Below are 12,258 nucleotides of genomic sequence, written 5' to 3'. Positions count from 1 at the left end.
GGTCATCCGAGCCTTCAGGCCGACCCGGGCGACGCGGTCGCGGCCCGCGCGGTTTGATCGGGCGGCCGGCAGCGCTAGAACCCTGGCCGTGATGTGCTCAGCCAAGTTACCGGCCGCCGCGATCCCGGCTCTCCTCCTCGGAATCCTGCTCCTCGCCGGGCCGGCGCGGGCGGCGCCGTCGGAGGGCGCCACCGAGACCGTCGAGCAGGCGCTCTGCCGGCTGATCGAGAGTTCGGCCCGCACCCACCGGTTGCCGGTGCCGTTCCTGACCCGGCTGATCTGGCGAGAGAGCAGCTTCCGGGTCGGCGTGGTGAGCCCGGCGGGCGCGCAGGGGGTCGCGCAATTCATGCCGGGCACCGCCCGGGAGCGCGGGCTTCTCGACCCGTTCGACCCGGAACAGGCGATCCCGCACGCGGCCCATCTCCTCGCCGATCATCGGCGCCAGTTCGGCAATCTCGGGCTCGCGGCGGCGGCCTATAACGGCGGGCCGACCCGCGTCGCGAACTGGCTCGCGGGCTCCGGCGGGCTGCCCGCCGAGACGCGCTCCTACGTCTACGCCATCACGGGGCGCCCGGCGGAGGATTGGCGCCCGGGCTCCGGCAGCGTCGAGATGGGGCCGCCAGAGGGCCGAAGCGCGCAGCCCGAGGGCAAGACGCCGCCGGCGCAGAGCAAGGCCGCCCAGCCGGACGCGAAGCCGCCGGAGAGCGCCGAGAAGAAGACTCCGGAGACGGCCGAGCCGGCGCTCGAAGGCTCCCAGACCTGCCTCCAGACGACGGCGGCACTCCGGATCCCGTCGCGCGGCGACCGCTTCGCGCTCGGCCTCAACGAGGGGCCGGCCGCGCCCTGGGGCATCCAGCTCGCCGGCAATTTCTCGAAGGCGCTCGCCCTCCAGAGCTTCTCGCGGGCGCGCAACCTCTACGCGAGCGTGATCGGCGAGGTCCGACCGATGATCATCGGCACCCGCCTGCGCAACCGAGGCACCCGCGCCTTCTACCGCATCCGCATCCCGGCCCAGAGCCGGCAGGCGGCCGACACCCTCTGCGGCAAAATCCGCACCGTGGGCGGGGCCTGCATCGTCCTGAAGACCTGATCTCCTCGGCCCCCTCGCGGAATCCGTCCGAAACCATACCTTGGCCATGAATCCGCCCCGACCGGCATGCGATCACCCGAGTCGGCGCGAAACAGAGAGTTGCATGCTCAGAGCCTTCACCGCGGTCGCCGGTCTCGTCTGCCTCGCCCTCGCCGCGCTCGGGATGGGCGGCTGCTCGCCGCTCGCCCTGTTCGACGCGCTGGGGCCGCGCGATCACGGGGGCCGGCAGGCGCTGAGGAACCAGCCCTTCGGCGAGAACCCGCGCCGCCGGCTCGATGTGTACGTGCCGGTCGACGCCCCTGAGCACGCGCCCGTCCTGGTTTTCTTCTATGGCGGCTCCTGGCAGAGCGGCGCCAAGGAGGATTACGCCTTCGTCGGCCACGCGCTGGCCGCGCAGGGCTTCGTTACCGTCCTGCCCGACTACCGCCTCTACCCGGAGGCGGCCTTCCCGGGCTTCCTGGAGGACGGGGCGGCGGCGGTGGCCTGGGTGCGCGACAACATCGCGGCCTATGGCGGTGACCCGCGCCGCATCGTGCTCGCCGGGCACTCGGCCGGCGCCTACAATGCCGTGATGCTGGGGCTCGACCCGCGCTACCTGCGGGCGGAGGGCGTCGATCCGAAGGTGATCCGGGCGGTCGCGGGCCTGTCGGGGCCCTACGACTTCCTCCCCTTCGACCACGACACCTCGAAGCGCGTGTTCGGCCAAGCCCCCGACCCGGCGATCACCCAGCCCGTCAACTTCGCCGGGCCGCACTCCCCCGGCCTTCCTGGCGACCGGCGAGGCCGACATCGTCGTGCGCCCGCGCAACACGCAGAGCCTCGCGGGCCGGCTCCGCGCCGCCCGCGTGCCGGTGCAGGAGCGGATCTATCCCGGCCTCGACCACAGCGACACGCTGCTTGCCCTTTCGGTGACCTTCCGCGCGAAGGCGCCGGCGCTTGCCGAGATGGCCGCCTTCCTCAAGTCCCAGGCCGCGCCCCGCCAGCAGATGACGGTCGGCGTGCGCTACTGAGGGACGGGGCACCCGGCGCGCGCCGTGTCGGGGCCGTTCGCGTCGAGGTGGCGCCCCTCGCGGTCGAGGTGCAGGTAGTTGACGTTGAAGAGGGACACGGCCTGCAGGGTCTCGAGGTCCGGGATCGTGAGCTGACGCCCCTTCAGGACGATCTGCCCGTCGGCGCGCAGTTCCTGCAGCACGCGGTTGACGTGCACGTTCGACAGGCCGGTGGCGTCGCCGAGATCGACCTGCGTGACCGGCAGGAGGCAGCTGTCGCCGTCCGTCAGTCCGACCGCCCGCAGGCGGATGAACAATTCGCACAGCAGGTGCCCGATCCGCTCCCGCCCGGTGCGCTGACCGAGATTGACCGTCCATTCCCGCTGGACCGCGGCCGTCACCAGCATCTCCCACCAGAGCGCCTGCGTGACGCGCGGATGCGCCTCGGTGAGGTCGAGCAGTTGATCGCGCGAGATCTCGGCGAGCCGCACCGGGGTGATGGCGCCGATCGAGTGGTCCATCTCGCGGAACACGCAGACATGCGGATCGCACAGGTCGCCCGGGACGAAGAAGGAGATGATCTGCCGGCGCCCGTTCTCCAGGGTCTTGTAGCGGCAGGCCCAGCCGTCGAGGATCAGGTTTACGTGCTCGGACTTGTCGCCCTCCCGGATGATGTCCTGGTGCGCGCCGAGGAACCGGCCCTTCCGGCTCGCGACATCCCAGATGGCACGCCGGTCCGCACCGGACAGGCGGGTAAACTGTTCGAGCTTGCGGATCAGTTGCTGCGGCATGCCCACCACCATGACGCCGAACAGGCCGAGCTTATCAGATCGTCGAGAAACAAAACTTACCTATGTCAAGCCGCTCATTTCGAAGGCTTGCGGCACGTCAACCTGATATCGTCCGTCCAAGTGGACCGACGGAACAAAGCTGAGCCGGCGCATGCCGCACTATTACTTCCACCTGCGAACACCCGACGAGCTGGAATGGGACAACGAGGGCGTGTCGTTCGGCAGCCTCGACGATGCCTATCTCGACGTGTGCCACGCGATCTCCCGGATCGCCTCCGACCTGATCCAGAGCGGCGGGCAGCGGGCGCGGATCCTGCGCTACGCCTTCGAAATCGCGGATGTGGGCGGCGGCCTCCTGATGGACGTACCGTTCTCGGAGGTCCTCGATGAGGATCCGGAGCGGTTCCGGCACGCCCCCGCGCGTCACGGGAGCGCGGAGGCCGAGATCGCGCGGACCCGGCGCTTGATCGCTGCGCTGAACGAGCAGCGGGCCGCCCTCGCCGCCACCCTGTGCGTGACGCAGGAACTCCTTGACCGCCTGCGTGGCCGGGACGGCCGAGCGCGGCCGACGCCGCGGGCCTAGGCGCGGCGCATCAACCTTACGCCGCGAAATCCGGGCACAGCGGCGACGCGACCCGCCGCAACCGCTCCGTCGCGGGCTAGGATGCCGCTTCGCCGCGGCGCGACCCCGCGCACGCCCCCCGCTGTGAGGCCGCGCCCCGTGTCATCGGCTGCAGAGATCGACGCCGGCAGGGTCGCGAAATCCCGCGCCCGGTCAGCCCGCGACATCCCGGACTGGATGCGGATCGTCCTCAACGGCACGGTCATCGTCGTGTTCTGGAATCATCTCTGGTTCTCAGACCTCAGCGACCGCTCCCTGCTGGAGGCGGCCGAATCCGGCAGCCTCCTCACGCAGGCGACCTTCATCGGCCTGGGGCTCGCCATGGGAGCCGCCCTGTGGCGCCTCGGCATCGAGCGGCTGCGGCCGCTCCTGAGCTGGCCGATCCTGCTCTGCGCCGGCTGGCTGGCGCTCACCATCCTGACCTCGGTCGAGCCGCTGCTCTCGATCCGGCGCTCGATCCTCCTCCTCATCGCCGCGATGCTCGCGGCCGGCATCCTCGTCGTCGCCCGCTCGGCGCGCCAGTTCGCGCTCACGCTCGCGGGCAGCGCGCTCATCATCGTGGTCTCGTCCTTCCTCGCGGTCGCCCTCGTGCCGCACCTCGCCGTCCACTCGGCCTTCGACGTCCAGGCCGAGCCCGAGCATGCCGGCCTCTGGCGCGGGATCTTCCCGCACAAGAACGAGGCCGGCTCGGTGATGGTGATCCTGATCCTCGTCGGCCTCTACGTGGCAGCGACGGCGAGCCGGTTCTACGGATGGACCATCGTCGTGCTCTCGGCGATCTTCCTGATCGGCACCAACTCGAAGACCGCGATGGCGACGCTGCCGGTGATCCTCGTCGTCACCGGCCTGACGCAGGTGTTCCGCGGCGGCGCGATGCGCGTCCTCCTCCTCGTCGCGCCGATCCTCGCCTTCTCGGTGATCTCGATCGGCTCCGTGTTCATCCCGCCGGTGAAGGACCTGCTCGAAGCGATCCTCAAGGACGCGACCTACACGGGGCGCAGCGAGATCTGGCAATTCGCGGTGGAGAACATCCTCAACCGGCCGCTCCAGGGCTGGGGCTACGGCGCCTTCTGGCTGACCGAGCGCACGATGTACGGCAGCGCCACGATCTCGACCTGGGTGAACAGCGCGCGGCACGCGCACAACGCCTTCCTGGACGCGGCGCTGACCACGGGCTTGCCCGGCCTCCTGTTCGCGCTGCTGGCCTACGTCTACGGTCCCTTGCGCGACCTGAGCCGGATCGCGGCCGGCCGCACCCTCGACCCGACCCTGATGCTGTTCGTGCGCCTGTGGCTCTTCGCGATGATCTCGGCCTCGTTCGAATCGGTCCTGTTCAACGGCAACAACCCGACCTGCTGCATGGTCATGCTCGCGATCTTCGGCCTGCGCCTGCGCACCGAGCACGCGCTCGTGAGCCGCTGACGGGCCCGCCTAGTCCGGCAGGGCAAAGACCACGAGCGCGTCGCCGGTGCCGAATCCCGACGCCTTGGTGAAGGAGGCGCCGCCGGCCGCCAGCGCCACGTACTGGCGCCCGTCGACCGCGTAGGTCACCGGCGGGCCGCCGATGCCGGCCCCGCACTGGAACCGCCACAGGATGCGCCCGTCCCGCGCGTCGTGCGCGTCGAGGTGGCCGTCCTCCTCCCCGGAGAAGACGAGGCCGCCCTCCGTCGAGAGAGTCCCGCCCGAGAGCCGGCTTCCCGCCCTGACCGACCACGCGATGGCGCCGCCCCGCGCAAGATCGACCGCCGTCAGGGTGCTGAAGCTCGGCTCGCCCTTCGCCTCGCTGGTCTCGGTGTAGCGGATCTCCGGGCGCCCGCCCGAGGCCGGCACCGTCTTGACCGTGTAGGTCGCCGCCCCGTGGCGGACCTGCGCGAAGGCCCGGCCCGCGGCCGCATCGTAGGCGACCGGGTGCCAGGAGATCGCGCCGAGGGGGCCGGGGCTCACCACGGTGCCCTCGGGGCTCGGGGGCGCGAACAGGTTCTTGTGCGCGATCACCGGCTCGGAGCGCGCCAGCAGGCGGCCCGTCGCCCGGTCGTGCACGTAGATCCAGCCCGTCTTGCTCGCCTGCGCCACCGCCTTCACCGGGCCCTCGGGCGTGGGATGGTCGAGGAGGAAGGGCGGGCTCGCGACGTCGTAGCCCCATTCCTCGTGGGGCACCTGCTGGAAGTGCCAGCGCAGCGCGCCCGTGCGCACGTCGAGGGCGACGAGGCTCATCGTGTAGAGGTTGTCGCCGGGGCGGGTCAGGCCGAAATTCTGCGGCGCCGGGTTGCCGGTGCCGAGGAAGATGAGGCCCGCCTCCGCGTCGTAGGCCGGCGTCATCCAGAGGGAGCCGCCGCCGACCCGCCACGCCTCGCGGTGCTGTGGGGCGGCCGCCTTCTCGGCGGCGATGTCGCGGTGGAGCGGCACGCCGTCCGGCGTCGTCGCGCGAAACGCGCCCTCCCAGCCATCCTGCTTGGTGACGTACCAGCGCCAGCGCTCCTCGCCGGTCTTCGCGTCGTAGGCGGCGAGCCAGCCGCGGCGGCCGTAGCCGCCCTCGATGCCGACCACGGAGCCGCCGTCGAGGCCGCCCTTGTCGTCCTCGACGTGCAGCCCGTAGCCCGCGCCCGTGACGCCGACGATGACGAGCCCCTCCGCCAAGAGCGGCGGCATCTTGAAGCCGAGGCGGCTCGAGCCCTGCACCGGCTTGTCGCCGAGCTGCGCCGAGAGCGCCGAGGCCGTCTCGGTCTCGCCCTCCTCCGGGCGCACCGCCTCCTTGTCCCAGACGGGCTTGCCGGTCTTCGCGTCGAGGGCGATGACGCGCCCGTCCATCGTCGCCTCGTAGACGAGGCCGTTCGCGACGGCGACGCCCCGGTTCGAGGGCGGGCCGAAGATCTTCTCCGTGCGGGCCTTGTGCGTGTAGGTCCAGAGGACGCGGCCGGACTTCGCGTCGAGGGCCGCGACGTGGTTGCCCGTCGTCGAGACGTACATCACGCCCGCGACGATCACGGGCTCGGCCTGGAAGTAGCCCGTCACCCCCGTCTGGAAGATCCAGGCCGGCCGCAGCTTGGCGACGTTCCCGCGGTCGATCTGGCCAAGGGCGGAATGGTGCCGGTTCGAGGGATCGCCCCCGAACATCGGCCAGTCCTCCGCGCGCGCAGCCATGCTGGCGGGAAGGGAGGCGGCGAGCGTCAGCGCCGCGGCGAACCGGCGGCGCATCATGGGCGCTTCGCCTGCGCGAGCTGTGCCGGGGTCTCGGCGGCGCCCATGGCCTGCGCCATCTCGGCGGCGCTCTGTCCGCCCGCGTCGCGCCGGTCGGGATCCGCCCCGCGTGCGAGGAGCAGGTCGACCATCTCGGTCCGGTCGAACATCGCCGCCACCATCAGGGCGGTGCGGCCGCCCGCGCCGCTCCCGTCCACGGCCGCGCCGTGGTCGAGGAGGAGCCTGGCGATTCCGATCTCGCCCTTGAAGGCGGCGCCGGCAAGCGGCGTCTGGCCCCGGTCGTTGGCGAGTTCGGGGTCGCCGCCCGCCTCCAGGATCACACGGGTCGCCTCCGCCTGTCCGTTGTAGGCGGCCAGCATCAGCAGGCTGTCGCCCTTGTCGTTGCGCAGGTTCGCGGGCAGCCCCTGGCCGAACAGAGCCTCCAGTTCCTCCGCGTGCCCCATCCGGGCCATCTGGAAGACGCGGCCGGCGAAGGCGACGGTCTCGTCGTCGAGGGCAGGCGGAGGGGCTTCGGGCTCGGGCGGCATCGAGATCTCGGCGAACCGGGGAAGGGCTGACCGCGCATCTGGGGCCGAAGCCCCCGGCTGTCCAGCCGGGAGCGAGGCGCCGCTCGCCAGATCGGGCCTCGCCTTCTCCTCCCGGGAGTTCCTCCGGCTGATCGAGAGCTGCGGGCTGACCGGAACCTGGGGCTGGACCTTCGCGACGAACGAGCAGGTCTGGTCGCCCGGGCTCTGCCGCATCCTGGTGCTCGATCCGAGCCGCGTGCGCCCGAGCTACGACCTGTTCCTCAGCCTCGTCCATCCGGACGACCGCGTCGAGATCGAGACGACGGCACAGGTGATGCACGACGGCATCCTGCACGACCACACCTACCGGCTGATCCGGCCAGGCGGGTCGCTCCGGATCCTGTCCGGGCGCGGCGAGGTGTATCTCGCGGCCGATGGGCGCCCGCGGGCCGCCGCCAGGATCGTCCTCGACGTCACGGGCCAGGAGCAGCTCGCCCGCGCGCAGGCGGCGGAGCGGCGGCGCAAGCAGGCGCTGTTCGAGCAGGCCCGAGTCGTCACGCACACGCTGCCATCCCTGCCGGACGCGGGCGAGGCGCCGGACTTCGCCGTCCTAACGGGCTTCTCGGCGGAGGCCGTCGTGCCCGACGGCGCCTCGGCCGCAGCCGCCCTCGACGAGGAGCGGTTGCTCTGGCGCGAGACGCTCGAAGCCGGGTTCCGTAGCGGCAACACCTTCACCTCCGTCGGGACGCTCGCCCTGCCAGACGGGCGCCGCGAGCGTTTCCAGACCACCCTCGTCCCGATGCGCGACGTCGACGGCACCATCCTCGAATGGATCAACCTGGTGCCGCCGGCCAACCCGGAAGGCGATGGGGCCACGGAGGAAGCCGCCGAGTTCGACGAGGGTATCGAGGGCTTCCACCTGCGCGTGGCGCGGGGCCTGCTCGACTGGTCGATGACGGACCTGGCCAATGCCAGCAACCTCTCGTTCTCGACGATTCGCCGGCTCGAAGAGAGTACGGAGGGCCTGGGCAACCGCTCCCGCCGGGCCGCGATCACCGCCCTTCGGGCAGCGGGGATCCGGTTCCCGCGCGTCGACGGCGGGGCGGTCGCCATCGCGAAGGTCTGAGACCGGCCGTGACCGTCTCGGACCTCGCGTTCTCGTCCCCTCGCTTCCTGGCGCTGATCGAGGGCATCGGCTTGACCGGGAGCTGGAGCTGTACCTTCGCGGGCGACGAGCAAGTCTGGTCGGACGGACGCTATCACCTTCTGGGCCTCGAACCGGGCGGGATCCGGCCGAACTACGAGGCGTTGCGCGGGTTCGTCCATCACGAGGACAGGCCCGCGATCGAGACTGCGGCCCAGATCATGCAATCGGGCGTGCTCCAGAACAGCACGTTCCGCATCGTTCGTCCGGACGATTCGGTGCGGACCCTGTCGTCGCGGGCGGAGGTTCTCGTCTCGCCCGCCGGCCGGCCCATCGGTGCGAGCGGCCTCGTCCTCGACATCACCTCGGCCCGCTAACGGCAGCGGTTGCGTGCTGCCGAACGCCAGCGGCAGGAGGTCCTGTACCGTCAGACCGGCTTCGCCACGGCCGCCATGAGATGGGATGGCGTCTCGATCATCCCGATGCAGTTCGAGGAGCTGTTCGGGCGCCCCCTCGACGTCCTGATGGCGGCCCCCTTCGATACCGTTCCCGCCGACCGGCGGCAGCAGGTGATCGACGGCGTCGCGCAGGCTTTCGCGACGGAGAGCCCGTACATGGACGTCGAGCTCCGGCTTCTGGCGGGGTCCGTGAAGACCCGGTGCCTCTGCGTCTCGGTGCCGGTCTACGACGTGGCCGGGCGCCTCTCCGAGCAGGCGGGCTTCCTCCAGCCGCTCTCGGGCCGGCCGCCGACGATCTCGGGGAGCCTGAGGCAGGGGCTCGAGCAATGCATCGAGGGCCATCGCATCCGTGCGGCGCGCGGCCTGCTCGACTGGTCCATGATGACCCTCGCCGCGGCAAGAGGGCTCTCCTTCTCCACGATACGCTGCCTGGAGGAGAACGGGGAGACCCGGGCATCGCCGCTCCCGCCACGCCGCGGTCGCCGCCCTGCGGGCGGGCGGCGTCCGCTTCCTGATGACCGGCAGCGGCACGATCCTCCTGGCGCGACGCTGAGGCCGGCCCGGGGAGCGTTGCCGCGCCCGCACCGCCGCGGCCGAGGCCCGCCGCCGAAATCTGGACGGCGATGAGGACGCCCGCCCGGGACGGGAGCGCGATCGCGGTCGGCGGCGTCTGAGCGGCGCCCTTTCCGGCACGGGCCCGAATTGCCATATTCGTACGATGCCGACTCCCAGAAAGCCCCGCCCCGCCTCGGGCAAGGCCGAGAAGCCCGAGCTGAAGCCGCTCGACCCGTTCCTGGCCGAACTCCTCAACCCGGCCCTCAACCGCAACCGCCTGCCGGAACCCGCCCAGGCCCGGCCCGGCGAGCCGAAGCGGAAGGGCCGCGGGAAGAAGGCCGATCCGGTCGCGCAGACGGGCTTTGCCGAGGCGCCGCAGGCGAGCTTCGCGCATGGCAGCGCGGCCGACGTCAATCCGCGGCTCGCCCAGGCGCTGGGCCTGCGCGACGGCGAGGACGGGCCGGCCCCCGAGGGCGCGGTGGAGGACGGGCAGACCTCGCTCGCCGCGGACGGCGTCTCCGCCACCGTCGACGCGCTCCAGAAGCTCCTGACCGAGGGCAACCCGCTCTTCAAGGACGGGCAGACCTGGGTGCCGCACCGGCCGGAGCGCCCGCAGAAATCGGAAGGGGGCGTTCCCTTCCGGCTGAACTCCGAGTTCACCCCGGCGGGCGACCAGCCGACCGCGATCGCCGAACTCGTCCAGGGCGTGAAGGCGGCCGAGCGCGATCAGGTGCTGCTCGGCGTCACCGGCTCCGGCAAGACCTTCACCATGGCCAAGGTGATCGAGGAGACGCAGCGCCCGGCGCTGATCCTCGCGCCGAACAAGACGCTCGCCGCGCAGCTCTACGGCGAGTTCAAGAGCTTCTTCCCCGACAACGCGGTCGAGTACTTCGTTTCCTACTACGACTATTACCAGCCCGAGGCCTACGTCCCGCGCTCGGACACGTTCATCGAGAAGGAGAGCTCGATCAACGAGCAGATCGACCGGATGCGCCACTCGGCCACCCGCGCGCTGCTGGAGCGCGACGATGTGATCATCGTGGCCTCGGTCTCGTGCATCTACGGCATCGGCTCGGTCGAGACCTACACGGCGATGTCCTTCACGGTCTCGCTCGGCGAGAAGATCGAGCAGCGCCAGCTCATCGCCGACCTCGTGGCGCTCCAGTACAAGCGCATCCAGTCGGATTTCGCCCGCGGCACCTTCCGGGTGCGCGGCGACGTGATCGAGCTGTGGCCAGCCCACTTGGAGGATCGCGGCTGGCGCATCGGCCTGTTCGGCGACGAGATCGAGGGCATCGTCGAGTTCGACCCGCTGACGGGCAAGAAGATCAACGATCTGAAGTTCGTGAAGGTCTATGCCAACAGCCACTACGTCACGCCGCGTCCGACGCTGCAGCAGGCGATCAAGGGGATCAAGACCGAGCTGAAGCTGCGGGTCGACGAACTGACCCGGATGGGCCGCCTGATCGAGGCGCAACGGATCGAGCAGCGCTGCACCTTCGACATCGAGATGATCGAGGCCACGGGCGCCTGCAACGGCATCGAGAACTACTCGCGCTATCTGACGGGGCGAAAGCCCGGCGAGCCGCCTCCGACCCTGTTCGAGTACCTGCCCGACAACGCCCTCGTCTTCACCGACGAGAGCCATGTGACGGTGCCGCAGATCGGCGGCATGTACCGGGGCGACTTCCGCCGCAAGGCGACGCTCGCCGAGTACGGCTTCCGCCTGCCCTCCTGCCTCGACAACCGCCCCTTGCGCTTCGAGGAATGGGACGCGATGCGCCCGCAATCGGTCCACGTCTCGGCGACGCCGGGCAAGTGGGAGATGGAGCGCACGGCGGGCGTCTTCGCCGAGCAGGTGATCCGCCCGACCGGCCTCGTCGATCCCGTGATCGAGGTGCGCCCGGCCCGCTCCCAGGTGGACGACCTCCTCGGCGAGGTGCGGGAGGTGGCGCAGGCCGGCTATCGGACGCTGGTGACGACGCTGACGAAGCGCATGGCCGAGGATCTCACCGAGTACCTGCACGAGAACAGCGTGCGGGTGCGCTACATGCACTCGGACATCGACACGCTGGAGCGCATCGAGATCATCCGCGACCTCCGCCTCGGCGCCTTCGACGTGCTCATCGGCATCAACCTGCTGCGGGAGGGCCTCGATATCCCCGAATGCGCCCTCGTCGCCATCCTCGATGCCGACAAGGAGGGCTTTCTCCGCTCCGAGACCTCGCTGGTCCAGACGATCGGCCGCGCGGCCCGCAATGCGGATGCCCGCTGCATCCTCTACGCCGACCAGGTCACCGGCTCGATGGAGCGGGCGATGGCCGAGACCGAGCGGAGGCGTCAGAAGCAGCTCGCCTACAACGCGGAGCACGGTATCACCCCGCAATCGGTCAAGCGCGGCATCGCCGACATCCTCGACAGCGTGTTCGAGCGCGACCACGTGCAGGTCGATACGGGCCTCGCCAAGGACGCCATCACCGTCGGCCACAACCTGAAGGCCGTGATGGCCGATCTGGAGAAGCGGATGCGCTCGGCCGCGGCCGATCTCGACTTCGAGGAGGCGGCACGCCTGCGCGACGAGCTGAAGCGGCTCCAGGCGACCGAGCTCCTCGTGGCGGACGATCCGATGGCGCGCCAGGGCGACGTCGAGCGCGAGGCGGGCAAGTTCGGGCGCAAGGGCCCGGCGGCAGCCGGATCTCCCGGCCGAGCCTCGACGACATGGGCCCGGGTACGGACCGCGAATTGCCGGTCGGCGGCCCGGCGCCCCAGTGGCAGGAGCGGCCCAAGGCGCGCTCGACGCAGGGGATCGGCGGACAGCGCCCGAAGTACAAGGGCGGCGGCGGTCGGGGCCGCTGACGGCGGGAACCGGGAGGGCCCTGGCGCTTTGTGAGTGCAAGAATCCGCC

The 12,258-nt window shown here is 71.0% G+C and carries 10 protein-coding genes and 2 pseudogenes; 9 read left to right on the top strand and 3 right to left on the bottom strand.

The genetic code is table 11. The features are described 5' to 3' along the window. The first annotated feature begins 91 nt into the window (after positions 1-91). From DK389_RS15635 to DK389_RS34280, 3 genes and pseudogenes are all read left to right on the top strand, one after another. A complete protein-coding gene (locus DK389_RS15635; RefSeq protein ID WP_109890911.1) occupies positions 92-1,090 on the top strand; it encodes a lytic transglycosylase domain-containing protein in 999 nt (332 codons plus the stop codon). A gap of 46 nt (positions 1,091-1,136) precedes the next feature. Beyond that, positions 1,137-1,718, top strand: a pseudogene (locus DK389_RS35270) (alpha/beta hydrolase); the annotation flags it as partial. Between the two features lie 166 nt (positions 1,719-1,884). Beyond that, on the top strand, positions 1,885-2,100 hold the full coding sequence (locus DK389_RS34280) for an alpha/beta hydrolase family protein (protein WP_236960908.1): 216 nt from the start codon (positions 1,885-1,887) through the stop codon (positions 2,098-2,100). Here the strand turns inward: DK389_RS34280 and DK389_RS15625 are convergent. Further along, positions 2,094-2,870, bottom strand: a complete 777-nt coding sequence (locus DK389_RS15625; protein ID WP_109896436.1) for a Crp/Fnr family transcriptional regulator — start codon at positions 2,868-2,870, stop codon at positions 2,094-2,096. The two genes, DK389_RS34280 and DK389_RS15625, sit on opposite strands and share 7 nt — an antisense overlap. Before the next feature lie 151 nt (positions 2,871-3,021). Here DK389_RS15625 and DK389_RS15620 point away from each other — a divergent pair, with 151 nt between their 5' ends. Next, a complete protein-coding gene (locus DK389_RS15620; RefSeq protein ID WP_109890909.1) occupies positions 3,022-3,453 on the top strand; it encodes a DUF6894 family protein in 432 nt (143 codons plus the stop codon). Between the two features lie 138 nt (positions 3,454-3,591). Continuing rightward, positions 3,592-4,914, top strand: a complete 1,323-nt coding sequence (locus DK389_RS15615) for an O-antigen ligase family protein (protein WP_236960906.1) — start codon at positions 3,592-3,594, stop codon at positions 4,912-4,914. A 9-nt stretch (positions 4,915-4,923) separates the two neighbouring features. On the opposite strand, the gene DK389_RS15610 is transcribed toward DK389_RS15615, so the two are convergent. Together DK389_RS15610 and DK389_RS15605 are read right to left on the bottom strand one after the other, a co-directional pair. Further along, positions 4,924-6,687, bottom strand: coding sequence for a pyrroloquinoline quinone-dependent dehydrogenase (locus tag DK389_RS15610; protein ID WP_109896434.1), 1,764 nt, complete (start codon positions 6,685-6,687; stop codon positions 4,924-4,926). Then, entirely contained in the window at positions 6,687-7,217 is a 531-nt protein-coding gene (locus tag DK389_RS15605; RefSeq protein WP_109896432.1) for an ankyrin repeat domain-containing protein, read from the bottom strand. The genes DK389_RS15610 and DK389_RS15605 overlap by 1 nt, the downstream gene beginning before the upstream one ends. Positions 7,218-7,452: 235 nt before the next feature. On the opposite strand from DK389_RS15605, the gene DK389_RS15600 reads away from it, so the two are divergent. From DK389_RS15600 to uvrB, 4 genes and pseudogenes are all read left to right on the top strand, one after another. Next, positions 7,453-8,322, top strand: a complete 870-nt coding sequence (locus tag DK389_RS15600; RefSeq protein ID WP_236960904.1) for a PAS domain-containing protein — start codon at positions 7,453-7,455, stop codon at positions 8,320-8,322. A gap of 8 nt (positions 8,323-8,330) precedes the next feature. Further along, positions 8,331-8,717, top strand: a complete 387-nt coding sequence (locus DK389_RS32420) for a PAS domain-containing protein (protein ID WP_162560663.1) — start codon at positions 8,331-8,333, stop codon at positions 8,715-8,717. Between the two features lie 9 nt (positions 8,718-8,726). Beyond that, the gene (locus DK389_RS15590; protein WP_109890901.1) at positions 8,727-9,425 is read left to right on the top strand and encodes a helix-turn-helix domain-containing protein; all 699 of its coding nucleotides are present in this window, start codon (positions 8,727-8,729) and stop codon (positions 9,423-9,425) included. A 91-nt stretch (positions 9,426-9,516) separates the two neighbouring features. After that, a pseudogene (gene uvrB / locus DK389_RS15585) lies at positions 9,517-12,209 on the top strand (excinuclease ABC subunit UvrB). Positions 12,210-12,258: the final 49 nt, after the last annotated feature.

Source organism: Methylobacterium durans, assembly GCF_003173715.1.
Classification (GTDB): Bacteria; Pseudomonadota; Alphaproteobacteria; order Rhizobiales; family Beijerinckiaceae; genus Methylobacterium; species Methylobacterium durans.
This window is presented reverse-complemented; position numbering and strand designations above follow the sequence as displayed.